The organism is [Bacteroides] pectinophilus (genome assembly GCA_025146925.1).
Lineage (GTDB): Bacteria > Bacillota > Clostridia > Lachnospirales > Lachnospiraceae > Bacteroides_F > Bacteroides_F pectinophilus.
The window spans coordinates 2,071,260-2,095,454 of record CP102260.1; the positions used below are offsets into that span (position 1 = coordinate 2,071,260).

Sequence of the window (24,195 nt, forward strand, 5' to 3'; positions counted from 1 at the left end):
CCCTGAAGAATTACATTCTAATTAAAGGAAATGCAACTCCACAGGGGACATCTTAAAAATCGTCGTGACAGATTATTTTTCTGCTCTTGCCGTGAGCTTACCATCCTCTACATCTATGAGGATTACGCTCTGCGCATCAATGTTGCCTGCCAGAATAAGCTTTGCTGCAAGTGTCTCGACTGTCTTCTGTACATATCTCTTAAGAGGTCTTGCACCATACATTGGATCAAATCCATTATCAACAATAAAGTCTCTTGCTGCATCCGTAAGCTTAACAGTCAGCTCCTTATCCGCCAGTCTCTTGTTGACATCCTTAATAAGCAGATCAATAATCGAAGAAATGTTACTCTTGGTAAGAGGCTTAAACATTATAATCTCATCAAGCCTGTTAAGGAATTCAGGTCTGAAATGATTACGAAGATCTCCCATTACGGCATTCTCCGCATCACTGCTTATATTGCCATCCGCATCAATACCGTCAAGCAGGTACTGCGAGCCTATATTAGACGTCATAATTATGATTGTATTCTTAAAGTCAACCGTACGTCCCTGCGAATCAGTTATACGTCCGTCATCAAGCACCTGAAGAAGTACATTAAATACATCCGGATGTGCCTTTTCAACCTCATCAAACAGGACTACTGAATATGGCTTACGGCGCACAGCCTCTGTAAGCTGACCGCCCTCATCATATCCTACATATCCCGGAGGCGCTCCTATAAGACGTGACACTGAGTATTTCTCCATATACTCACTCATATCAAGACGTACAATGTTGCTCTCATCATCAAACAGACTCTCTGCAAGTGCCTTGGCAAGTTCTGTCTTACCTACACCTGTAGGTCCGAGGAACAGAAATGAGCCAATTGGCTTTGTAGGATCCTTAATACCTGCCTTAGAACGGATTATCGCTTCCGTCACCTTAGTAACGCCCTCATCCTGTCCTACAACTCTTCTGTGGAGCAATTCATCAAGCTTAAGTGTCTTCTGGCGTTCTGTCTCACTGAGTCTTGCTACAGGTATGCCGGTCCATCTGGATACAATCTTGGCAATCTCATCCTCTGTAACACTCTCATGTATAAGCTGCATGTCCTTTGAATGAGCCTTTTCCTCAGCCTCATTCAGCTGCTTTGTAAGCTCCGGCAGTCTGCCATACTGCAGTTCTGCAGCTTTTTCAAGATTATAATCACTCTTTGCATTCTGAATCTCCTGATTGACATGGTCAATCTCTTCCTTCAGTTTGCTTATCTTGTCAACAGAACTCTTCTCACTGTCCCACTTCTGCTTCTGCTGTGAGAATTCTTCGCGAAGCTGTGCCAGCTCTTTCTGAAGGCTATCGAGACGCTCACGGCTCAGGTTATCCTCTTCCTTCTTAAGCGCCTGCTCCTCAATCTCAAGCTGCATAATCTTACGCTGCATCTCGTCAAGCTCTGCCGGCATTGAATCAAGCTCTGTTTTAATCATTGCACATGCCTCATCTACGAGGTCGATTGCTTTGTCAGGAAGATATCTGTCTGAAATATATCTGTCTGACAATGTAGCTGCACTCACAAGTGCGCCATCAGTTATCTTCACGCCATGATATACTTCATATCTGTCCTTAAGTCCACGAAGTATTGAGATTGTATCCTCAACAGAAGGCTCATCAACCATTACAGGCTGGAAACGCCTTTCGAGTGCCGGATCCTTCTCAATATATTCTCTGTGTTCATCAAGAGTTGTTGCACCGATACAATGCAGTTCACCTCTTGCAAGCATAGGTTTCAGCATATTGCCTGCATCCATTGCACCCTCAGTCTTACCTGCGCCTACTATTGTATGAATCTCATCAATGAAAAGAATTATCTGACCTTCACTCTTCTTAACTTCGTCAAGCACAGCCTTAAGACGCTCTTCAAATTCACCACGATACTTGGCACCTGCAACAAGTGCACCCATATCAAGTGCAAAAAGCTTCTTATCCTTAAGTCCTTCAGGAACATCACCGCGTACTATACGCTGCGCAAGACCTTCTACAACTGCTGTCTTACCTACACCGGGCTCACCAATGAGAACCGGATTATTCTTTGTCTTACGTGACAGGATTCTTATGACATTACGAATCTCGTTGTCTCGTCCGATAACAGGATCCATCTTGCCATCCCTTGCTTTCTCGACAAGATCCTGACCATATTTCTTAAGTGTATCATATGTTGCTTCAGGATTATCTGTTGTAACTTTCTGATTACCTCTTACTGTTGAAAGCGCCTTAAGGAATCCATCCTTCGTTACATTGTAGCGCTTGAACAGTTCCTTCACATCTCTGTTAGGCTCATTAAGCAATGCTATAAACAGATGCTCAACAGACACATATGAATCGCCCATCTGCTTAGCAACATCCTCTGCGCTTATAAGTACTTTATTAAGTGCATTGCTTACATATACCTGACCTGCACCTGAGCCTGATACCTTTGGCTTCTTCTGTATAAGAGCTTCTACATCCCTTGTAAATGCATTGCGGTCAATTCCCATCTTCTCAATCAGTCCCGCAATCAGACTGTCCTCTATATTAAGAAGGCTGTAGAGAAAATGTTCCTGATCTATCTCCTGGTTGCCGTATTCATATGCAAGCTTCTCGCATCCCTGAACAGCTTCCATGGATTTCTGAGTAAATTTATTAATATTCATGGCACCCTCCTATAATGTTTCATTTGTTTTGTTTGTTCTATATGTTATATATCACAGAATATTATGGGTGTCAATATATTTTTTAAATTTTTTTGTACTTATTTTCTTTCCATATTTTTGCATCCGATAACCTGCAGTAAAGATTGTCATCTCCATCCTCTCTGCGGAGCATCCCACAAATGCGGCATAATTAGTGCTATACATATCCTTATGCTCAGAATCTGCCTCTGCCAGATTATCTGCTATCTGTGTTCCCGGCAATTTCTTTACCCCAGTCATACTCAGAGAAAATAGTTGTAACAACTTTTATCTTTTTATTATTGGAATTATCTGATGATAAACTGCCGCACACAGCAAGTCCGATGCTTGCCATGACAACAATTAAAAGAACTGATATATATTTTTTCATAAACAAAACCTTCTCTTTCCTGATTTTATATCTAAAAATAGGTACAAAAAAAGAAGGATACATCCATCCTGTTGATAAACGACATCCTTCTGTTTTAAGGTTTAAATCCATGATGTAATTTTATCTTGCCAACTATTTTAACGCAAGCCTCAATTGCCGGCACATCCATGCTTATCCTCTCCGCACTGATGCTCACCACATGTATGATCATGGTCATGATGTGTGCAATGTACATCCGGATTGTAATCCAATTGTCCGCTTATATATTTTTAACCGCTTCATCTGCATCTCCGCTTACACCACCAAGCAGCTGAATTCCTGCCTCAGCAAGTGCACTCTGGGCTCCGCCGCCAATACCACCGCATATAAGCACATCAGCTCCGGCGTTAGTCAGGAATGATGCTAATGCACCATGTCCCTGTCCATTGGTATCTACGACCTGTACCTTTTTAATTTCTCCATTTTCAACATCATATAACTTAAACTGTTCTGTATGTCCAAAATGTTGAAAAATCTTTCCATCTTCATAAGTTACCGCAATTCTCATCTGTTGTTCTCCTTTTCCTTCAAAGTTTCCGGCGGAAATGAACCTGCTCATTCTTATGCATGTCTGGTCACAGCAAAAATCATCCTTGCCTTTACAAAACCGATAGTTTCCTCCAATAATATTCAGTACCTTACCATGTACTATGCTGTATGCAAGCTTATAGCGGGCAGATTCATAGATCTCTGTAACTGTTGTTCTGGAAATTTCCATCTGCCGTGCGCATTGTTCATGCGTACATCTATCCAGGTCTATCAGGCGTATTGCCTCATATTCATCCACAGTCATATTAACCTGCCCATCTGTTGGTATTCCTTCCGGTCTGAAAATATCATAAGCAGGTTCTGAACATATTCTTCTGCATTTCGTTGGTCTAGCCATATTTCACTCATCCATTTCCGTCATATGTCAGTAATAATCATATTACATTCTTTTATGAGTTACAAGTACCTATTTAATTTAATAGCAATAAGACTACATCTTTCCGCCGTACACAGGGAACACTCCGCTCTCACCATAACTTTCAATCTTCTTGAAATTCTAAATATGCTGCAATCTTGCTCCTTCGCCAACTCAACGCTTATTGACAATTGTCAATATCTATTATCCTTCCTGTCTACGTCCTATCTCCTATAGATAATTATGGATTATTCATGATAAAATCACATACAATCCATAATTATCTTCTCACACCTGTCATATCCAATCTGTGAGCTGTTCAGGCACAACGTATAATTACTGGCTTTTCCCCATTTCTGCTCCGTGTAAAAATTATAATTTGTCATACGTCTTTTGTCTGTGTCCGCCATCATTTTGACAGCTTCCTTCTCCGCAACATTATATAAGTGTGTGATACGCTGTGTTTTTTCCGGCATATCCCCATGTATAAACACATTCAGCACGTCATTCCTGTCCCTTAAGATAAAATCTGCATTTCTTCCTATAATCACGCAGCTTTCCTTCTCAGCTATTTCTAAAATCACTTTTATTTGTGATTCATATACCATATCTTCTACTGATTTTCCTGTAATGTCGCGCCCGGAAAAAGCATACGCAAACAATCCTTTCTTTGGAGATAATTCAGCATTTTCCTGAATATATTCCGGTGATAATCCAGACTGTTCTGCAATCTGCCCAATGATTTCCCTGTCATAATATGCAATTCCTAATTTCTTTGCCACTTCTTCACCGATAAAACGTCCACCGCTTCCAAATTCCCTGCTGATTGTAATAATTCTCTTTGTCATAACCGTTTCCTCCTTAACTTAAACTTTCCACTTTGTTCTTTTTTATTTTCTTTAAAAACACATAGCCTACCTCACATGCAATAAGCTCAGTTATTGGGAATGCCCACCAGATCATTGAAACTCCCACCTGCCCGTTTCTTGCAAAAATAGAGAAAATACCTGCCAGCGGTAATATGATTACAAGCTGCCTGAGCAGTGAAATTACCAGTGATTCCATACCACCAGCTAATGCCTGATAAATACCCTGATATGCTACATTGATTCCGGCAAAAATAAAGCTGATTGAGATAATTCTCATTGCTCCGATAAAATATTCCCTTGACTGTCCTGCATTGAACAAAGTTGCAAAAGCTCCAGGGAAAATTTCTGTAATTGCCACACCAATAATCATAAGTGCAATCGTATAGAGCAATCCGTATTTGATTCCATCCTGAATCCTCTTTTTGCTATGCATTCCATATGCAAATGCAATAATCGGAGTGATTGCATCCCTAAGTCCAAAGGCTAGGAACAATACAAACTGCTGAACTTTATAGAACAATCCATATGCTGTCTGTGCAGAAGGACTGAATTTCAAAATCAGATTCATCACATATACCATGATAGACATAAGTGCCTGTGCAATAATTGCAGGAAGTCCAATTGCATATATTTCCTTGATTATTCCGCTATCCGGCTTCATATACTTTACATCATGTTCAAATTCCTTATTCAGTTTCATATGAAATACAAACAATAATATTGCAGACGCAACCTGTCCAATAACAGTTGCATATGCAGCTCCCTTCACTCCCATTTCAGGAACCGGTCCGATACCATAAATCATAATCGGATCTAGAATAATATTCACCACTGCACCTACAACCTGACCTATTGTAGAATATAGTGAACGTCCTGTTGCCTGTAAGAGTTTTTCAAATAATGAAAAGAAAATAATTCCAAATGAAATTACGCAGCATATTCTTAAGTAGTCTGTTCCCATTGCAACAACTTCCGGATCAATGGTCTGCGATGAAATATATGCTCTTACTCCCAAAATTCCAAACAACAGGCACACTGCATAAATAATCGCCCCAAGGAACAAACTGTTTCCTGCAACTTTTGCTGCTTTTTTACAATTTCCCTGTCCAAGTGTTCTTGCAAGAAGTGCATTGGTTCCCACACCGGTTCCGATTCCAACTGCTACCATGAGCATCTGAACCGGAAACACCAGTGTCAGCGCATTAAGTGCCGCCTCACTTCCTGATTTCATGTTTCCAACAAAGGCACTGTCTACAATGTTGTAAACCGCCTGCAATGCCATAGATAAGATCATCGGTATTCCCATCTGAACCATGAGCTTATTTACCGGCATCTCCTTCATCTTGTTACTTTCTGCCATTTTATAATCCTCCTTGTTTTGCGTAAAAAAAAGTGCGTACTTACCCCATAAGCCGGACTTACGCTGATAAGCTACACACTTTTAACTGCATTATATATTTTCATAATGTGCGACGTCAGGTGCACAAAAAAACGAGCAGCAAAACTGGATTTACGCTAGTCTGCTACTCGTTCGAAAGTTATTATATTTTACTTTTTTGAAAAAGTCAAACAAAAATTTTTAATAATTCCCAAGCCTGATTCCTTAGCTGCAAAACACCTTATTAAGCCCTGATAAGCCCCTTATTATTCCTGTAGAAAGCATCACAGCCGTTCTCTTCGATAAAATGCATGCTATGGGAACCTGCTGCCAGCTCAGTTGTAAACAGTACAAGCTGCGGGCTTTCACCGAATGCATTTTCCACAAATGCATATGTATTATTAAGCTCTGCACTTACCCTGTCACACATCTTCTCACGCTGACCGTTAAGCTGCTCAAACTCCGTCCTCACAAGCTCAAATGCACTGCCGGCATCCGCAGTCCCGTCCCCGGCAAGCTTTCGTGACATCTCCTCAAGTACATTTATCGTCTTAACCATGCTCTTATCATCATCAGAAGCATACAGGCCTGCCTCCTTCTTTCGTGTATAAGCAGCATTAACTGACTGTATGATATCTGCAAATATACTGATAGGCGGTCTGTCCGCAGTCTGCATATTTTTTCTGAATGTCTTAAGTGCATCAAAAACATTGTCGACTGTATTCTCAAGGATTGCATAATCCCTGAAACCTCTCGAAAGCCGTCCGAGCAGTATGCTTATAACACTCACCTTCTCATCAAACGGAGCCTCTGAAAGTCTCCTGTTAAGCATAGGATCAGCATGCCCTGCAAATATGCTTTCCATGTTATATGTCTTTTCGTATACATAATAAAGCTCAAGATAGTTGGCAAAGTCTGTTGCTGTTGCCGGGTCACATATGTACTCCCCGACTATCTCTTTATCAACCGCAAGTCCAAGCCTCTCATATGCATAGATCAGACACGACAGATCCTCCCAGCCTCTGGCTGTGACAAAATGCTTTCCGTCAACAGTTGTCTCTATCTTGTAAAAATTATCTCTTCTTGCGTCCAGATAAGATACGATGGCTCCGTGTATCCCCTGCATACGAGCATATTCACGCCACACATCATAATCAGGCTCAACATTAATCATCTTCACGCGGTCAAGCGTAACAACATCGAATTCCCGCACTGAGCGGTTATATTCCGCAGGGTTGCCTGCCGCAGCTATTATCCAGCCGGCAGGAACCTTTGCATTGCCAAAAGACTTTCCCTGAAGGAACTGAAGCATAACAGGTGCAAGAGTCTCCGACACACAGTTAATCTCGTCAATAAACAGAATACCTTCCTTAAGTCCGGTGCTCTCCATCCTGTCATATACAGCGGCAATAATCTCACTCATTGTATATTCAGTTACAGACTTTTCCTCTCCGCCATACATTTTCTTACTGATAAACGGAAGTCCCATCGCGCTCTGTCTTGTATGATGTGTCATCGTGTATGCCACAAGTCCGATATTGCATTCTCTTGCTGCCTGCTCCATAATCGCAGTTTTACCGATTCCGGGCGCTCCTATCAGAAGAACCGGGCGCTGTCTTATCGCAGGTATCAGGTACTCTCCCTCTTCGTCCTTCTGCAAATACGCTTTTACAGTGTTAACAATCTCTTCCTTAGCTCTTTTTATGTTCATAACTGCTCCAATCTCAACATTAAATCTCTTTTACAGTTCAACCTTTATTGCCCACGCCGGGACTGCCGGTCGCGCATCATCCTCTCCCGGGAATACGAATGCCGTCTTGTATGCCGGGCGTGCCTTCGGATATATTCCGTGCCCATCGGTAAAATACAGCATTCCCTGAAGATTATTAATCTCCTTTGAAGCAATAAGTCCTGCAACATATTCAAATGCAGGTCTGAAATCTGTTCCGCCGAAGCCCTTCACCTCAAAATTATCTTTAAACCTTGCCATGTCATTTCTGTTATTAATAACCGTATCCGACTGAATCCTGTTGTCACATTGTATTATATGAAGCCTTGTCCGGTCTGCAAATATGCCCTCTGTCATCAGCACCTCGAATGTCTCATCAAGGAATCTCTGGACTATACGCCCTGAGCATGAGCCTGATGTATCTATTACGATTACAAATTCTTCTATACGCAGCTCTTCCCTGTATTCAAGTTCTTCTATAAGCGGCATATTGTCGTACATCATCAGTCCGTAATTATAAAAGCCATAATCAAATGCATCCATGTCTATATGCATCTGTTCTTTTGCCGATGCAAATTTGCGGAGGAAGTCCCTGTATGACTGCTTATTCACAGTTCCCGGCTTCAGTGCCTTAATTATCCCCGCCATTCCGGTTCCCGCTGATGCAATAAGTCCTTCCATCTCACTGCCTGCCTGCCTTGCTGCCTTATCCCAGCGAATCTTCATCTGGCGGCACAATTCTGCAGTCAGCCGCTGCACGCTGCTGTTCTTATCCGAATTGTCATCACTACCCGTATCGCCAGTATCGCCAGTATCGCCAGTATCGTCAGTATCGTTGCTCCCATCGCGGTTATCATGCTTATCATCGCTATTATCACGATTTTCGTTATCATTATGTGAATACCAGTATTTGTGATCATCAACAGTAAATGTCCCTGCTGCTTCCCACACAGCCTGCTCCCCCCTGTCAAGGCTGTTCAGGTATTCATACACGTTGTTTGCGTCAAGAAGCGTCATATTATCGTTAAGCTTTTTGTATGCCTCCTCGCGCTGCAATGGCATAACCTGCATAACACATTTTAATGAAAGCGAATCAATTATTGATTCGACAGCCACGTCACATGCTATGTCCCACAATTCTTCGTTAAGCCCGGCCGGTCTTACAAACGGGTGGCTGAACATGCAGTGAAGAACCGTATGCAGATAAGCCCTGTTCAGCACAACCGGGCTTATCATGCTCTTCTGCCGGGTTATTACCGGATTATACAGAATATAGCTTCCGTCTGTCGCAATAAAATAATTGCTTCTGTCCTCTTTTGGCACAAGGCTGTTAAGCGGGAGGAACAGATATCTCATTGCAAGATATAATTCATTGCGCGCATCTGATATAAGTTCTCTGCTTACATCATCAGAATTCATATTTTTTTCTGCTCTGCTGCCATCTTCCCTTTTCATACTCAAGAAGTACTCCTACTGCTTTTATCATTCCCAAATCACGTGCCGTCTCAACTATTGCGCTGACCTCTTTGCGTTCACTGACAGCTATATCAAGAAGTGCCGTAAGATCCTCATAATCCTCAGCGCGCATCATTGACTTTGCTATATCCTCAAGTGCTGAATGTACATATGTCTTATACATATCATATGATTCTTCTGACAGCATATATGGATATCTGAGCCGCCAATAGGCAACTTTCCACGCTGATTCATTGACATCAATATTCTTTTCCACATTGAAAATGCGGTCGTACTGCACATAGTTGATATCACTGCCTCCTATGCATTCCCTGTAATGCACACCGGACCCGATTGTTACCTGATTAATAATCCTTCCGGGCGTATTCTCTTCATACTCATACATATAATACGGGAATACAATAACTGCACTCTTATTATTATCATAATTAATCGTAATCCTGAGTTCCTGATTAAGCTCTTCCATGAGTGCCTTCAGGCATTTCATGTTTCCCTTCACGCGGGTTATCTCCGCCTTATATACCATCGCACAGTTTTTGAATGCCCCGTCACCCATATCGGTTATACCGTCATAAAGCTTTATCATACGGAGACTTCTGCAGTTATAAAATGCATGCGCACCTATAGCTGCAAGCTCTTTTGGTAATGACACACTTACAAGCTCTCTGTGCTCACTGAAAGCATATTTTGCAATCCCGGTTACCGGAGCGTCATCTATCATATCAGGAATTATACACTCTGCCACATCATCCACTCTGTAACCCATAATAGTGCAGGTGCCGTCTTTTATCTCATATTTAAAAATATCATTCATATCAATCTCCACTTCCAGACGCAAAGTGTCTGAGAAATTACAATCTGAACATCAGATTTTATTATACACTTATTCTGTCTGATGGAGCAATAGATTACAGGTCTCTTTTGCCATAAAAATGAATCGAAAGCAGCACTGATATTGTTACAAGGACAGCCGACAGCACAATCACACATGCAGCAATACCTGTATATGGTGTAATATCCGATACTGTAATACTAACGTCTAATTCATCCTTGATTGACAGGAAAATGCCGCTCACTCCGGAAATAACCATTATAGCCAGCATATACAGTACTCTTCCCTTTTCCATGCCAAATCTGAACAATACCGGATATAACAATGCAACCATAAATCCCCATGATGACCACAGAATAAGTGACATTGACAGCATATGTGCTGATACTCCTGTTCCACTGCATACATCTGCTATCGTCTGCCCAGCCAGATATAAAATCCATACAATAAGCATCGCAATAAATGAAAGAATATATTTACTCAGAACAACCTGTGTCCTGCTTACAGGAAGTGAGTCTGCATATGTATCCCAGTGTCCTCTCTCATCGTATGACATAGTGTTGATTGAAATCATTGCTGAATATAATGCAGTCAGCATAAGAAAAGCATAAGACCCATTCATTATACCTATTGCAATAAACAAGGCACTTATTAATATTATGCTTGTTCCGTAACCCTTAACCAAATATAAATCTTTAATAAGAAGTCCCTTCATTATCTGCCAACCTCCTTACTGTTATCAATTCCTCTTGCTATATATACAATAATATCATCAAGGCTCACCGGGCTTATGTCAAATGTATCCGGCACCTTTGACCTTACGACAAGTGCTTCCGCTCCATAATCAGATGATTTGCTTCCGGCAACCGCACCGTCTTCAAGTTCTGCAAGCACATCATCCGTGCAGTGCAGGATTCCGTATTTATCAAGGATTGCATCTTTCGTATCACACATAACAATTCTTCCTTCATGTATAAATGCAATATAGTCGCATATTTTCTCCAGGTCGCTTGTGATATGTGACGATATAAGTATCGAATGATTCTCGTCTCTTGTAAATTCATTGAACTCATCAAGAAGCTGATCTCTTACAACCGGGTCCAGTCCGCTTGTTGCTTCATCAAGCAGGAGCAGTTTCGCATTGTGCGACATTGCTACAGCGATTGACAATTTCATCTTCATTCCTCTTGAATATTCCTTGTACTTTTTCTTACTGTCAAGTCCGAATTTTTCAAGGTATCTGTTATAGCATGCACTATCCCAGTTAATGTAAATAGATTTCATGACATTGCCAATCATACCTGCCGTCATTATCTCCGGAAATGAATCTTCTGCAAGCACAGTTCCGATATCCTGTCTGAATCTGTCATCTGTTTTATTCTGTGATGCAGCATCAATATCATGTCCTAATACTTCAATACTTCCGCTGTCAAACTTAACACTCCCTGTTATTGCCTTAATAAGCGTTGTCTTTCCTGCACCATTCTCTCCGACAAGTCCAAGCACACAGCCTTGCGGCAGGTCTAATGATACATTATCCAGTGACGGCCTGCTGCTCTTTTTATATCTCTTGCCCAGATTACTTACTTTTATTGCTTCCATTCCATCCCCCAATTCTACACATTCTGTAATGTGTCAATCATAATTTTTAACTGTTCCTTTGTTAGCCCACACTCACCGGCAAGCTTAAGTGCCTCTTCAAGATGCTTCTCTATCTCAGCCATAACTGATTCCCTGACCGCATCAATATTCTTATCTGCCACAAAGCATCCCTTGCCTGCAACTGTGTATATAAAGCCCGAACGCTCAAGCTCCTCATATGCCCTCTTCGTTGTTATGACGCTTATCCTCAGGTCCTTGGCCAGATTCCTGATAGATGGCAGAGGTGCATCTTCTTCAAGCTCCCCCGATATAATCTGTGATTTAATCTGTGTATATATCTGATCATATATCGGCACGCCGCTGCGGTTATCGATGAACAGGCGCATGTGAATACCTCCTTTACAATTATGCTGTTATTACTGAATTGCAGGATATTGCATCCTATATTCCGCAAGTCGCATCATCCGTATATACACACTATATACAGTATGTACGCAAATGTCAATAAGAAAAATTTCTCTTCATTGACATTGTCCTCTTTCTGTATTACTATATATAATACAAATAATACAGGATTTATAATTGATTTTATTTTATCGATTTATATTTTATACGAATGGAGGTCATCCCTACATGATAATTGAACTAGATATGTCCAGTGATATCCCGATATATGTGCAGCTACGCAACCAGATTGTAAAGGGTATCGGAAAGGGTGAGCTGAAAGCTGACGAGAAGCTGCCAACCGTAAGACAGCTTGCTGCAGATGCAGGAGTCAATACAATGACAGTCAGCAAAGCCTACCAGATTCTTAAAAACGAAGGTTTTATACGCACTGACAGACGGCTTGGTGCATTTGTTGCAGACAATATAGATATGAATAAAGATTTTTGTGAGAAGCTTGAAGCAGAGCTTGAGTTGCTGTCCGCAGAAGCATGCATAACAGGTATGGATAAAGAGACATTTTTAAATATGTGCAGTTAAGTATATTCAAGGATGAATCCGTGTACTGCATAGTCAGTGGGCATTTGTGCCTGCCGAAGGGAGGTTAATTTATGGAGATATTTATGTTTATAATGTTTATGTCCACCAATCTTTTTATGATTCTCATATTAAAATATTCTTGCGACGGAAACTATCACTACAATAACGGCATGATTCTTGGTGTACATATTCCTTCAGAGCATTCAGGGGACGAAGCAGTAATATCACTTGCGCAGAAGGAATATAAGAATTTTAAACGTTTTCTCATAATAAATATTATCCTATCCACTGCATCATGCCTATTAATCTTCCTGAATATGATAATATCTCTATTCGTCTATATTATATGGATTCTCGGTTTCTGTGCTGCCATAAGTATATTATCAGTGTCTTCACACCGCCGGATGTATTCTGTTAAGGAAAAGAACGGATGGATAATAGAATCCTAGAAAAAGAAGGTATTTATAGATACACGCGTATCAGCAGAAGCCGGGAAAAGTGAATTGAGCTACCGGTACCATATCGCAATAATAATAGCTGAAATTGCATGCTTTTTACCGTTTATCAGCAGGCGTGCCTATGGTTATTTTGAGACGATAGCAATATTCTTCGTCTGCTCATTACTCATATCTGCCGTATCATGGCTGATGCATATATATGTCAATCACAATGAACGCACAGTTTACAGCGAAAATAGTGAATTAAACCGGATTGTGAACAGGACAGTCAAGTGCTACAAAGGTGCATCAATGCTGGTGCTGAGTGCATCCAATGCAGCCGCATGGATATACGCCGCAATCGCCGTATTAATCAGCAGACGTCTTACAGGCACAACTGTATGTGTTTATATATTGATTGAATTATTTGCTGCATTTGCATTTATCCCAATACTTATCGCGGGTATACGCAGAAAAAGTGAATTACTTTCCGCCAACCCTGCTCCTATATATGTTGATGATGATGAATATTGGAAAAGCGGTTTTTATTATAATCCGGATGACCCACACATGTTAGTGCCTAACAGACTGCAAAGCGGCAATTATGCTTTTAACTACGCCAACAGGGGCGCACGCATAATTACCGCAGGTCTTACAGTATTTATCGCAGCATCATTTATATTTACAATTGCTGTCCTTGTTCCGTTTGTTAACGTAAAAGTTGATATAAGGACAGACAATAGCCGCCTTCACGTTGATGCCGCCGGCTATTCCTCCGACATAGACATGAACAGTATAACTGATGTACAGATTCTTAACGAACTTCCCGATGACGGATTTTCCAAGATAAACGGCGGTGCAACAGATACATATCTTGTAGGCCGCTTTAAAGGAAATACCTACGGCTACTGCAATCTGTACATATATACCGGACATACGCCGGTTCTCATGGTTAAGACGGACGGCGAAACAGTATTTTTCAACTCAGACGTTGACGGGAAGCTTCAGGAAATATATGATGAACTATTACATAATATGCAATCATCATCGCAATTCCGGTAACAACCCATGATATAGGATATATTATTAATAACATCCAGAATTCATGGACAATACGGCATGCCGTTGATATCCATACAAGTCTTAATACGCATGACCCAATAAATGTTATAATTGCCGGGAGCAGTGAATGGCCAAGCCCTCTCATTGCACCGGCACTTATCTCATATACTGATGTCAGGCATTCAAGTGTTGTTGCAATAAGCAGCCTCTGTGCTGCAAATTCGAGCACTGCAGGGTCTGTTGAATACAGTCTCAGAAACATTCCTCTTCCGGCAACGAATACAGCAGACAATGCTCCACATGATATAAAAGAGAATATCATCGCTATTCTGAATATCTTACGGCATCTTCCGTATTCTCCGGCACCGTAGTTCTGGCTTGTAAATGTTACCGTAGCCTGTGCAAATGCATTTACAAGAAAATACGCAAAAAATTCAAAATTAAGTGAAGCAGCGGAGCCTGCAATTGCACTTGAACCAAAGCTGTTAATCGTACTCTGTATACACACATTGGCAATAGAGAACATCATTCCCTGAATTCCTGCCGGCAAACCTATTGACAGAATTTTCTTTAACTCCCCGCCGCTTATCGAAAGCTTGCGCAGATCAAGCTTTATCGGTGCTGCTTCATGTGTAAGCACATATATAACTATTCCCGAACTTACAACATTGGATATTACTGTTGCAATCGCAACACCGGCAACTCCGAGTCCAAATACTATAACAAGCACAAGATTAAGCGCCGTGTTAATTATTCCGGCTGCAATAAGACTGTACAGCGGTCTTTTGCTGTCCCCCATACTTCTAAGGATTGATGAGCCAAAGTCATACAGCATTATAAACGGCATCCCAATGAGATATATCCTCAGATAAAGAACTGCCAGCTCTATTACATCTTCTGGTGTTCCCATAAGAAGCAGTACCGGTCTTGCAATGAACTGTCCAAGAATCATTACAAAAAATCCACTTATTATCGCAACAAGAATTGCCGTATGTACCGCCGCATGTATATTATCTTCCGACTTCTGCCCTATATAATGTGCAATAACAACATTAGAGCCAAGTGATATACCGATAAAAAGATTAATCATCAGCGATATAAGCGAACTGTTGCTTCCAACTGCTGCAAGCGCCTGACTGCTTGCAAATCTTCCGACCACCGCAGTATCTACAGAATTAAAAAGCTGTTGAAGTATGCTGCTGGCTGCAAGCGGTATTGCAAATATAAGTATCTTGTCCCACAATGACCCCTGTGTCATATCCATCTTCTTACTATTCATCACAGCCATGTCTGCCTCCATCTGATTGTGTTCCGTGTATCAAAATTTCAATCTTAATCATAATATCTGTTACTGTGCTGACAAAACCGTCCGGTCCATATGCTCCGACTTACATATCAGTTCATCGTTCGCATACAGACCGGACGGCCTTAAATTACTTCTCATTAATAACAGCACTGCCCATAACAACATCAACTGCTTTCTGAAGAAGCATATTTTTAACTATCTTATCCTTGCCAAAATCATTAACGAACTTCTCTTCGTCTGAGTATCCGTTATCCTTGGCAAATGAAGCAAGATTGCCCTTGTACTCATATTCCGTTACGCTCAGATCTTCTTTCTGCGCTATAAGCTGCATAATAAGCTCCTGCGTAACTGACCTTTTAACGTATTCATCAAATGAGATTCCGTATCTGTCCTGACAATACTCATCAACACTCATTCCATACATTGTCGAGTAGAACTTTATCGATCTTTCAAGATCTTCCGACTTGGAATTAACGATATCTTCAGGATATCCTTTAACTTCTGCATTATCCTGCAGCTTTTCAAGTACTGCCTGTTTCTTTGCATTCTGGATATTCTCATCAATTGTATCCTTCATGTCATTGGCAAGTGCTTCCCTGTATTCCGCTACAGTATCGTATCCAAAATTCTCTTTTGCATACGCATCGGTAATCATAGGCACTATAGGCTGTTCAACCTTCTCCATCTTAATCTCATACACGATACGCTTATTGGCATAGTCTTCTGCATCCTTTATTCCTTCCGGTATAGTAAGTGTGATTATCTTCTGCTCCCCGGCTTTCATATTATATAATGCATCAGTGAAGCCCGGAATTACAAAGCTATCCTTACCAAGTACAAGTGTGTAAGAATCGCTGCTGAATCCATCCACGGAATTCCCCCCGATTGTTCCGGTAAATGAAAGTGTTAACTGATCATCATCCTGGGCACCTCTGCTTACCCCGCTGTATTCCGTAACCTCATCAAGATCATTCTGTACTTTCTCGTTAACAAGCGAATCCCTGATTGCTGTTGTATCTACAGTAACCTCTATTCCCTTATATTGGCCGAGTGTAACATAATCTTCCGCATTACAGTCAAAAGATACTTTTATCTTACTGTTACATGCCACAAGGCTTGTAGCCGTAACGGCTACAAGAGCTAATGATGACAGTCTCTTTAACATTCTACTTTTCATATATTAATCCTCATTATTGCCTATAAATTATTGCATATAATAAAATGGACAGGCATAAGCCTGTCCACCGATATTTGTCCAAAAAACAATTAAGCAGCAAGCTTTGACTTTGCAACCTCTGCGAGCTTTGCAAAACCTTCTGCATCGTTGATTGCCATCTCTGAAAGAACCTTTCTGTTAAGGTCTACATTAGCGAGCTTAAGGCCATACATGAACTTGCTGTATGAAAGTCCGTTCATTCTTGCAGCTGCATTGATTCTTGCGATCCACAGTCTTCTGAACTGTCTCTTTCTCTCTTTTCTGCCAGCGTATGATGATGTAAGTGCTCTCATTACAGACTGCTTAGCAACTCTGTACTGCTTAGATCTGGCTCCTCTGTAACCCTTTGCCAGCTTTAAAACTCTGTTATGCTTCTTCTTTGCGTTTAAACCGCCTTTAATTCTTGCCATTTCAGTTCATTCCTCCTAAATTACGATTACAGATATGGTAAAATCTTCTTCATTGTCTTTACATTAGTTGCATCAGTAAGAGTAGAGTGTCTTAAGTTTCTCTTTCTCTTTGTTGTCTTCTTAGTAAGAATGTGGCTCTTATATGCCTTCATTCTCTTAAGTTCACCTGTTCCAGTCTTCTTAAAGCGCTTAGCTGCAGCTCTTTTTGTCTTTACCTTTGGCATAATAATCCTCCTTAAATATGAACTATATATTATTTTAACGTTTTTCAGTTAAAAACATCGTCATGCTTCTTCCTTCTAACTTAGGAAGCTTCTCTACAACAGCGACATCTTCAAGCTTCTGTGCAAACTCGATAAGTATATGCTTGCTTGCCTCTACATGAGCCATCTCACGTCCTCTGAATCTTAAGGTAACCTTAACTCTGTTGCCCTTCTCAAGGAACTTTCTGGCTGCACTGATCTTAGTATTGAGATCGTTAGCATCAATATTAGGTGAAAGTCTTACTTCCTTAATCTCTACGACCTTCTGCTTCTTCTTTGCTTCCTTCTCTCTCTTAGCCTGCTCATACTTGAACTTGCTGTAATTAACAAGCTTACATACAGGCGGATTAGCATTCGGCACGAACTTAACAAGGTCTACGCCCTGCTCCTTTGCAATCTTCAATGCATCCTTAGGTGACATAATTCCTACAAGTTCACCGTTCTCACCAAGAACACGTACTTCTTTGTCCCTGATCTGTTCGTTAATCATTAACTCGCTAATGTCAGTATACCTCCAAATTCTAAAAAAAGTGGATGACAGAAGCCATCCACATCAATTCAAGTACACATCTCCGGAAATCTATCCGGTATATCAATCATACGATTGCATGCATATTCTTAAATATTAACCCAAGTCGCCTATGCGCTGAGGTGAGAGTGGATACTCTGCTTCTTTCCTAAACAACTACTATATATTATCATTAGTTCAATGTTATGTCAACTATATTTTTATGACTAATTATTTTTCTTTTTATTCTCTTCCTCAAGCCTCTCCTCAAGCATCTTCTGGTGCTCACGAAGCCTTCTTGCAGCCTGCGGGTTGACCTCCATAAGGTGTTCGGCTATCTCATGACGCCTCTGTTCGATAATATGTGCAATTGTTGTCTCGTTATTATGCACACGCTTTGCAAGCTCTGATGCATGAAGCTCCAATCTTCTCAACAGCTCATCTTCATCTATTGAACCAAGTCCTCCCCAGATATGGGCATGTCCGATTGCCTCATTAATAAGCTCTCTCGTTCCTGCTTCAATCTCCGTAACATCTGTAATATTTTCAATTATTTCTTTAACATCCTCTTCCATACGCGCAGGTGCAAATTCACCAAATGCCCACTCATATTCATCAAGCGATTCTTCCTGCTCTGACTTAAAATGTCCTGACATCTGCGGCTGGCGTACATTCTGGTCAACACCTTCAAGATGGTACGGCTTTTCATATCCTGCATCCAGAAGGGCAAGTGTTATTGTTCTTCTTACAAATCCTTCCTCTATGAGCTCCGAATATCCCAGCTGGCGCAGCTGGTCATTCACTGCCGCAATATGTTCTGCCATATACAGCTTAATTCCACGCTTTGCAAGGCTTCTGTACAATGATTCAAGTCTGTCCGCAGCAGTTATATCTATACTGCTTACTCCTGACGCATCTATTATAACACACTTTGTATCCGGTTTGACGGCATCCTCTATATCCTGCTGAAGCACACTTACATTGGCAAAAAACAGGTTACTGCTGAATTTGTATATAACTACGTTAGCAACCGGATATGCATTGCTGTTCCTTTTCAAATCATAGAAATTACGATGTCCCGGAACCATTCCAAGAAATGTTCTCGGCGGTTTGGATGCTCTAAGCACAACCTGTGCAAAAGACAAAACTATCCCAACAACAACTCCGTATATAGTTCCGAGCAGCAGAACACTTCCGAATGCCGCCATGAATATCCAGAATTCCGAACGGCTCACCTTAAAAAGGCGTATGGCAAGCTCTCCTTCAACAACACTCATAAGTGCACTTATAACTATCGCAGTAAGAACAGGCACCGGAAGGAACCCGATAAATCCCGTTCCAAACATCAAAAGAATAGCAAGCAGTGCCGCCGCAATAAGTGACATCATCTGTGTTCTGCCACCGAACTGTTCTCCCATCGCAGTTCTCGATACGCTTCCGTTAACAGGACAGCATCCCATTAATGACGCAGTAATATTCCCCGCTGCACATGCAAGTATCTCACTGTTATCATCAAGCTTATATCCGTTACGGAATGCGAAGTTATTCTCCGCAAGCAAAGTCTCCGCCATAACAACTACCGCAACCGTTATACTTGTTCCAAGACATGATATAACATCCACAGATGCAAAATCAGGCAGTGAAGGAGCAGGAATACCCGGCTCCACCGAAGCCAGCAGTGCAACTCCATAATCCGTAATATTGGTATAATATGTAAGCAATGCACCTGCTGCCATCATTACTATCGCCATTGGAAATCTTGGAAACAGCTTCTTGGATACCAGTATTATTGCAAGCGTCATACATCCAAGCAGCACCGACATCCAGCTTATATTCTGTGCTGCCTTAATAATGTATCCTAAAAGTTCAAACAGCTCTCCGTGTCCTGCGCTTCCTCCCATAATCTTAGGAATCTGCATAAGAATAATCGTAACCGCAATTCCGCTTATAAATCCCCCCATTACAGGTGTCGATATAAAGCCAACTACCCTGCCTGCCTTAATTATATAGAATAAAAGCAGCCACATTCCCGTAAGGAAGGCAATCACAGGCACAACAGCCGCAGCTTCTTTGGAGCCGGACATTATCCCCATCGCAGTAACAGAGCTGCCTACAATTGCCGCAGGTGCGGCATCCACGCCAAAGATAAACTGCTTTGATGTAGAGAACATTGCAAACATAATAAGCGGCAGTATAGAACCATACAGTCCGTATACTGCGCTTAAGCCTGATATCTGTGCATATCCCATTGATATCGGGATTGTCATTGCCGCGATAATAAGCCCGGCAAATGCATCCTTTTTTAAATATTCTGCTTTGTAACCTTTAATTGTTGGAAATATTGATATTTTCATTAAGCTCCCTATGATTTGCATTATCATAGGCCATTCTGAAGAGCTCCTCCTGAGAATTATAAGCAGTATCTCCCGTTGTTACATGATGATAGCTTCCGTCAGGCATCTGCTCCCTCGCCTTGACATTGTCACTCAAAAGGCTTATGAACAGTTCCCTGATTCTTAACTTTATCATGTCATCAATAATCGGGACCGCGACTTCTACCCTCCTGACGGTATTACGCGTCATGAAATCTGCGGAAGCTATATATATCTGCTCTCTCTCTCCTTCGCCGAATATATATATTCTTGAATGTTCAAGATAACGCCCCACTATACTTATAACTCTTATATTATCCGTATATCCGGGAACACCTGCATTAAGACAGCATATACCGCGTATTACCATCTCGACTGTTACACCTGCCTGTGATGCCTCAATCAGCTTGTCTATTATCTTTCTATCAGTAAGAGAATTCAGCTTCAGCCCTATATATGCTTTTCTGCCGCTTTTTGCAATCTCTGTCTCTCTGTCTATCAGTGCAATTACCTTGTTCTGAAGACAATTCGGAGCAACCATGAGGACTGACGTCTCATCAACCGTATCGCCAAGCGCCAGTGCCTGGAATACATTGGCAGCGTCCCTTGCTATATCCTCATTCGTCGTGACCAGTGATAAATCTGTATATATTCTTGATGTTGTCTCGTTATAATTACCTGTGCCTATCTGTGTAATGTATGTTATCTTACCATTACATCTTCTTGTTATCTGGCAGAGCTTTGAATGTACCTTAAGCCCGTCCAGCCCATATATCACATGGCATCCTGCATCTTCAAGCCTTCTTGACCATTCGATATTGTTCTCTTCATCAAAGCGGGCCTTAAGTTCAACAAGCACATCTACCTGCTTGCCGTTCTCTGCTGCCTCTATAAGGCTTTCTACAACTTTGCTGTGTTTTGCAAGTCTGTATAATGTCATCCTGATTGACACTACATCCGGACTCTCCGCAGCCTCATGCAGCATGTTAAGAAACGGTGTTATGCTCTCAAACGGAAAAGACAGTAGCACATCCTGGTTCATAACCTTATCAAGCAGCCTTTCTCCCGGTTCAAGAGCCTGAGGCCTCTGCGGAACACGCTTCGGATAAAACAGTTCAGGTCTGCTGTGCAGCCTGTCCTTAATTATTGAGAAAAATGAGAAGTCGAGCGGACTCTTATATAAAAATACCTGTTTTTCATTTATTCCAAGCTGCTCACATACGCTCTGAATACATTTTTCGTCCATTTCCCTGCTTATCTCAAGCCTTACAGGACATAGCTTTCTTCTGAGCTTAACAACCTCTGCCATATGCTCTCGATAATTAAGATCCTCGTCATATATGCTGTCTGCGTCTATATCAGCATTACGTGTTACTCTTATCAGTGCCTTGGACTGAATTTTATATTTTTCAAATACCTTTGGAAGAAAATGCAGTATACACTCCTCAGTAAGCATAAAGCTGTCCGGTCTTGACGGTATCTCTATCATTCTCTCAAAGACGCCCGAATTACATGGAATTATTCCTATCTTGCCTTTGTCATTCTTCGTGCCAAGAAGCGCAATTGCATACAATCCTTTATTGACGAGGAAAGGAAATGGCTGCTTTTTACCTACTACAATCGTAGAAAGAAGCGGCAGTATCTCCTGTGTAAAGTACCTTTCAAGGAAATCCTGCTCCTGCTCTGTAAGCTCCTGATATCTTACGAGTGTAATTCCTTCACGGCGTACCACATCCATCAGGTCAGCATATATCATATCCTTCTTTGCCGTAAGACGTCTTGTCTCATCCAGGACAGCATTAATCTGTTCCTTAGCCGTCATCTGCGTCTTATTCTCGCGCACCTCATTCTTAAGAAGTGTCATATCATGAAGAGATCCTACTCTCACCATATAGAATTCATCCAGATTGCTCTGGAATATTGACAGGAAGCCCAGCCTCTCACACAATGGATTGTCTGTATCCTCAGCTTCCTCAAGCACTCTTTCGTTAAATTTGAGCCATGACAGCTCCCTGTTCTGATAGCATCTGATATCTTCCATTGTACACCTCGCATAATTATTTATGCATAAGTATATAGTATTCACATATTCCGGAATATCCTGCTATCGTAAACGTAATGTAAAATTACCGTAAATTTAGGAAACTACATGCTGTGTATCTGCTGTATCTGCTGCATCTGCATCATATGCCGCATAATATTGCAATCACGCCTTATGTGCGCAGAAAAAGCCGCTGAATTCATTAAACTTGTTCTCCTCATGCTTGAGCATCATCACAACAGCATCATTATGTCTGAATGTTATCTGGATAATTATATTGCCTACACATTCATCAATAATCTGTGCATTAATAAGAAGTGTATCCCTTCCTGTCCATCCGGCAGATGACGCAGCAGTATACTCCTTACCATCATCAGGTATTCCGCATTCAATATTATAGTTCATACCGAATGGCAGGCTTATATCCATTCCGGCAATATCAAGCCTGAGCATTCCAAAATCATCCCTGAACTCTATATCGAATCCATTGAACTGTATGTCGTTATCATCGACGGCATACTGACCGCTTATATTCTTCATTCCGCCTGTATATTTATTTACCTCATCACCTGTACATTCATTTTTTACAGATGCAAGCTTTCTTCCTGCAAAGAATGTTTCATACTCTTTGCGACGGTTATCTGTAAGCGGCTCAAGCTCTCCGTCACCTGCATTATCATATATCTCATCCCAGAACGCATCATATATCTCCTGCGTTCCATCTTTGACTGCCTGCGTATCGGCAGTTGTCACATATATTATGTCCTTATCTGGAATATATACCGCATACTGACCGCCCATTCCGTAACATGCATAGCCACCGTGTCTTGTCATCCAGAACTGATATCCGTATCCGAAGCTCTCCTCGTATGTTGCTGCCTTTGCCGTTGTTGAAATCTGTTTTGAAGTTGCCTCTTTAAGATATTCTCCCGGAAGCAGCTGCTTTCCGTCATATACGCCTCCTGACGCAACCACGCTCATAACAGCCAGAAGATCTCTCGGAGTACACATAAGTCCGGAACCTCCGAGCGTATTGCCCACAGGGTCTTTAACAGCGTATGCATCCTTAGAAAATCCTATCTCATCCAGGAAAATACTCCTCAGATAATCAAGCATTGTCATACCCGTCAGCTTTTCCACAAGAGCCGCAAGCGTATGCGATGCTGACGTATCATATGAGAAGCATGTACCCGGTATATGATTAGGATGTGCAATAAAAAATGTCTTCACCCAGTCATCCATATCAAACTGTTTGTATGTAGTCTTATCATACGGTGATGCCATTCTCAGCATATCCCTGATGGTTGTCATTGCAAGCAGCGGATGTGCACCGCTTTTTGGAAGCTTATCCGCAAAATAGTCTGTTATCTTATCATCCAGCGATATCTTTCCTTCACGGACCAGGCAGCCTATTGCTATAGATGTAAAGCTTTTTGTTATTGAGAACATCCTATGCATCGTATTACGGTCATATGGTGCGTAGTACACTTCGCTTACCAGCCTGCCATGTCTCATAAGAAGAAATGAGTGTAACGGTATGTGTTTGTTCTCAAGCCTTGTAAGAAATCTCTTAACTGAATCAGTAGATATCCCCTCCTGTTCAGGTGTAGATAATACAAATCCGCTTCTGTTATCTGCCATGATATTCATTATTACTCTTTAAGCCTCCTGCGTTCTATATATGTAATTAT

The 24,195-nt window shown here is 41.4% G+C and carries 22 protein-coding genes; 3 read left to right on the forward strand and 19 right to left on the reverse strand.

Translation table 11 applies throughout. The annotated features are described in order from the left end of the window. Positions 1 to 72 precede the first annotated feature (72 nt). The 11 genes from clpB to NQ488_09790 all read right to left on the reverse strand — a co-directional run bounded on the left by clpB (position 73) and on the right by NQ488_09790 (position 12,291). Entirely contained in the window at positions 73 to 2,667 is a 2,595-nt protein-coding gene (gene clpB / locus NQ488_09740; protein UWN94860.1) for an ATP-dependent chaperone ClpB, read from the reverse strand. A gap of 235 nt (positions 2,668 to 2,902) precedes the next feature. Next, positions 2,903 to 3,076: a hypothetical protein gene (locus tag NQ488_09745; protein ID UWN94861.1), complete on the reverse strand. Its 174-nt coding sequence runs from the start codon at positions 3,074 to 3,076 to the stop codon at positions 2,903 to 2,905. Between the two features lie 259 nt (positions 3,077 to 3,335). After that, on the reverse strand, positions 3,336 to 4,001 hold the full coding sequence (locus tag NQ488_09750) for a DUF134 domain-containing protein (protein UWN94862.1): 666 nt from the start codon (positions 3,999 to 4,001) through the stop codon (positions 3,336 to 3,338). A gap of 281 nt (positions 4,002 to 4,282) precedes the next feature. Then, positions 4,283 to 4,867 (reverse strand): cytidylate kinase-like family protein, encoded by a 585-nt coding sequence (locus tag NQ488_09755; GenBank protein UWN94863.1) that lies wholly within the window; start codon positions 4,865 to 4,867, stop codon positions 4,283 to 4,285. 13 nt (positions 4,868 to 4,880) lie between these two features. Then, on the reverse strand, positions 4,881 to 6,248 hold the full coding sequence (locus NQ488_09760; GenBank protein ID UWN94864.1) for an MATE family efflux transporter: 1,368 nt from the start codon (positions 6,246 to 6,248) through the stop codon (positions 4,881 to 4,883). A gap of 262 nt (positions 6,249 to 6,510) precedes the next feature. Continuing rightward, positions 6,511 to 7,977, reverse strand: coding sequence for an AAA family ATPase (locus NQ488_09765; protein UWN94865.1), 1,467 nt, complete (start codon positions 7,975 to 7,977; stop codon positions 6,511 to 6,513). A 30-nt stretch (positions 7,978 to 8,007) separates the two neighbouring features. Next, on the reverse strand, positions 8,008 to 9,450 hold the full coding sequence (locus NQ488_09770; protein UWN94866.1) for a VWA-like domain-containing protein: 1,443 nt from the start codon (positions 9,448 to 9,450) through the stop codon (positions 8,008 to 8,010). Next, on the reverse strand, positions 9,404 to 10,285 hold the full coding sequence (locus NQ488_09775; protein UWN94867.1) for a leucine-rich repeat domain-containing protein: 882 nt from the start codon (positions 10,283 to 10,285) through the stop codon (positions 9,404 to 9,406). Before NQ488_09775 ends, NQ488_09770 begins: the two co-directional genes overlap by 47 nt. Before the next feature lie 94 nt (positions 10,286 to 10,379). After that, entirely contained in the window at positions 10,380 to 11,018 is a 639-nt protein-coding gene (locus NQ488_09780; protein ID UWN94868.1) for an ABC-2 transporter permease, read from the reverse strand. Further along, positions 11,018 to 11,905 carry an ABC transporter ATP-binding protein gene (locus NQ488_09785; protein ID UWN94869.1) on the reverse strand — a complete coding sequence of 296 codons (888 nt, stop codon included), beginning with the start codon at positions 11,903 to 11,905 and terminating at the stop codon, positions 11,018 to 11,020. The genes NQ488_09780 and NQ488_09785 overlap by 1 nt, the downstream gene beginning before the upstream one ends. 14 nt (positions 11,906 to 11,919) lie before the next feature. Next, the gene (locus NQ488_09790; protein ID UWN94870.1) at positions 11,920 to 12,291 is read right to left on the reverse strand and encodes a GntR family transcriptional regulator; all 372 of its coding nucleotides are present in this window, start codon (positions 12,289 to 12,291) and stop codon (positions 11,920 to 11,922) included. Positions 12,292 to 12,538: 247 nt separating this feature from the next. Here NQ488_09790 and NQ488_09795 point away from each other — a divergent pair, with 247 nt between their 5' ends. From NQ488_09795 to NQ488_09805, 3 genes are all read left to right on the forward strand, one after another. Beyond that, positions 12,539 to 12,889, forward strand: coding sequence for a GntR family transcriptional regulator (locus tag NQ488_09795; GenBank protein ID UWN94871.1), 351 nt, complete (start codon positions 12,539 to 12,541; stop codon positions 12,887 to 12,889). Between the two features lie 71 nt (positions 12,890 to 12,960). Then, complete coding sequence (locus tag NQ488_09800; GenBank protein ID UWN94872.1) at positions 12,961 to 13,338, forward strand: hypothetical protein; 378 nt, start codon at positions 12,961 to 12,963, stop codon at positions 13,336 to 13,338. A 54-nt stretch (positions 13,339 to 13,392) separates the two neighbouring features. After that, positions 13,393 to 14,388 carry a PH domain-containing protein gene (locus tag NQ488_09805; GenBank protein UWN94873.1) on the forward strand — a complete coding sequence of 332 codons (996 nt, stop codon included), beginning with the start codon at positions 13,393 to 13,395 and terminating at the stop codon, positions 14,386 to 14,388. Here NQ488_09805 and NQ488_09810 read toward each other — a convergent pair. The 8 genes from NQ488_09810 to NQ488_09845 form a co-directional block, all read right to left on the reverse strand. Further along, positions 14,306 to 15,676, reverse strand: a complete 1,371-nt coding sequence (locus NQ488_09810) for an MATE family efflux transporter (protein UWN94874.1) — start codon at positions 15,674 to 15,676, stop codon at positions 14,306 to 14,308. The two genes, NQ488_09805 and NQ488_09810, sit on opposite strands and share 83 nt — an antisense overlap. 145 nt (positions 15,677 to 15,821) lie before the next feature. Then, positions 15,822 to 16,871 carry an FKBP-type peptidyl-prolyl cis-trans isomerase gene (locus NQ488_09815; GenBank protein UWN94875.1) on the reverse strand — a complete coding sequence of 350 codons (1,050 nt, stop codon included), beginning with the start codon at positions 16,869 to 16,871 and terminating at the stop codon, positions 15,822 to 15,824. A gap of 89 nt (positions 16,872 to 16,960) precedes the next feature. After that, positions 16,961 to 17,320 (reverse strand): 50S ribosomal protein L20, encoded by a 360-nt coding sequence (gene rplT, locus NQ488_09820; GenBank protein UWN94876.1) that lies wholly within the window; start codon positions 17,318 to 17,320, stop codon positions 16,961 to 16,963. A gap of 26 nt (positions 17,321 to 17,346) precedes the next feature. Beyond that, positions 17,347 to 17,544, reverse strand: a complete 198-nt coding sequence (gene rpmI, locus NQ488_09825) for a 50S ribosomal protein L35 (GenBank protein UWN94877.1) — start codon at positions 17,542 to 17,544, stop codon at positions 17,347 to 17,349. A 34-nt stretch (positions 17,545 to 17,578) separates the two neighbouring features. Beyond that, positions 17,579 to 18,073: a translation initiation factor IF-3 gene (gene infC, locus NQ488_09830; GenBank protein ID UWN94878.1), complete on the reverse strand. Its 495-nt coding sequence runs from the start codon at positions 18,071 to 18,073 to the stop codon at positions 17,579 to 17,581. 245 nt (positions 18,074 to 18,318) lie between these two features. Continuing rightward, entirely contained in the window at positions 18,319 to 20,445 is a 2,127-nt protein-coding gene (locus NQ488_09835) for a SulP family inorganic anion transporter (protein UWN94879.1), read from the reverse strand. Beyond that, complete coding sequence (gene ppk1 / locus NQ488_09840; GenBank protein UWN94880.1) at positions 20,417 to 22,504, reverse strand: polyphosphate kinase 1; 2,088 nt, start codon at positions 22,502 to 22,504, stop codon at positions 20,417 to 20,419. The genes NQ488_09835 and ppk1 overlap by 29 nt, the downstream gene beginning before the upstream one ends. 165 nt (positions 22,505 to 22,669) lie before the next feature. After that, positions 22,670 to 24,154 carry a beta-lactamase family protein gene (locus tag NQ488_09845; GenBank protein UWN94881.1) on the reverse strand — a complete coding sequence of 495 codons (1,485 nt, stop codon included), beginning with the start codon at positions 24,152 to 24,154 and terminating at the stop codon, positions 22,670 to 22,672. Positions 24,155 to 24,195: the final 41 nt, after the last annotated feature.

What these genes read in the sequence shown, in the direction of transcription:
- NQ488_09800 (UWN94872.1), top strand. Translation starts at nt 12,961, where the DNA reads ATGGAGATATTTATGTTTATAATGTTTATGTCCACCAATCTTTTTATG.
- infC (UWN94878.1), bottom strand. Translation starts at nt 18,073, where the DNA reads ATGATTAACGAACAGATCAGGGACAAAGAAGTACGTGTTCTTGGTGAG.
- NQ488_09745 (UWN94861.1), bottom strand. Translation starts at nt 3,076, where the DNA reads ATGAAAAAATATATATCAGTTCTTTTAATTGTTGTCATGGCAAGCATC.
- NQ488_09790 (UWN94870.1), bottom strand. Translation starts at nt 12,291, where the DNA reads ATGCGCCTGTTCATCGATAACCGCAGCGGCGTGCCGATATATGATCAG.
- NQ488_09785 (UWN94869.1), bottom strand. Translation starts at nt 11,905, where the DNA reads ATGGAAGCAATAAAAGTAAGTAATCTGGGCAAGAGATATAAAAAGAGC.
- NQ488_09750 (UWN94862.1), bottom strand. Translation starts at nt 4,001, where the DNA reads ATGGCTAGACCAACGAAATGCAGAAGAATATGTTCAGAACCTGCTTAT.
- rpmI (UWN94877.1), bottom strand. Translation starts at nt 17,544, where the DNA reads ATGCCAAAGGTAAAGACAAAAAGAGCTGCAGCTAAGCGCTTTAAGAAG.
- NQ488_09795 (UWN94871.1), top strand. Translation starts at nt 12,539, where the DNA reads ATGATAATTGAACTAGATATGTCCAGTGATATCCCGATATATGTGCAG.
- NQ488_09835 (UWN94879.1), bottom strand. Translation starts at nt 20,445, where the DNA reads ATGAAAATATCAATATTTCCAACAATTAAAGGTTACAAAGCAGAATAT.
- ppk1 (UWN94880.1), bottom strand. Translation starts at nt 22,504, where the DNA reads ATGGAAGATATCAGATGCTATCAGAACAGGGAGCTGTCATGGCTCAAA.
- NQ488_09810 (UWN94874.1), bottom strand. Translation starts at nt 15,676, where the DNA reads ATGGCTGTGATGAATAGTAAGAAGATGGATATGACACAGGGGTCATTG.
- NQ488_09780 (UWN94868.1), bottom strand. Translation starts at nt 11,018, where the DNA reads ATGAAGGGACTTCTTATTAAAGATTTATATTTGGTTAAGGGTTACGGA.
- NQ488_09775 (UWN94867.1), bottom strand. Translation starts at nt 10,285, where the DNA reads ATGAATGATATTTTTAAATATGAGATAAAAGACGGCACCTGCACTATT.
- NQ488_09815 (UWN94875.1), bottom strand. Translation starts at nt 16,871, where the DNA reads ATGAAAAGTAGAATGTTAAAGAGACTGTCATCATTAGCTCTTGTAGCC.
- NQ488_09845 (UWN94881.1), bottom strand. Translation starts at nt 24,154, where the DNA reads ATGAATATCATGGCAGATAACAGAAGCGGATTTGTATTATCTACACCT.
- NQ488_09770 (UWN94866.1), bottom strand. Translation starts at nt 9,450, where the DNA reads ATGAAAAGGGAAGATGGCAGCAGAGCAGAAAAAAATATGAATTCTGAT.
- rplT (UWN94876.1), bottom strand. Translation starts at nt 17,320, where the DNA reads ATGGCAAGAATTAAAGGCGGTTTAAACGCAAAGAAGAAGCATAACAGA.
- NQ488_09765 (UWN94865.1), bottom strand. Translation starts at nt 7,977, where the DNA reads ATGAACATAAAAAGAGCTAAGGAAGAGATTGTTAACACTGTAAAAGCG.
- NQ488_09760 (UWN94864.1), bottom strand. Translation starts at nt 6,248, where the DNA reads ATGGCAGAAAGTAACAAGATGAAGGAGATGCCGGTAAATAAGCTCATG.
- NQ488_09755 (UWN94863.1), bottom strand. Translation starts at nt 4,867, where the DNA reads ATGACAAAGAGAATTATTACAATCAGCAGGGAATTTGGAAGCGGTGGA.
- clpB (UWN94860.1), bottom strand. Translation starts at nt 2,667, where the DNA reads ATGAATATTAATAAATTTACTCAGAAATCCATGGAAGCTGTTCAGGGA.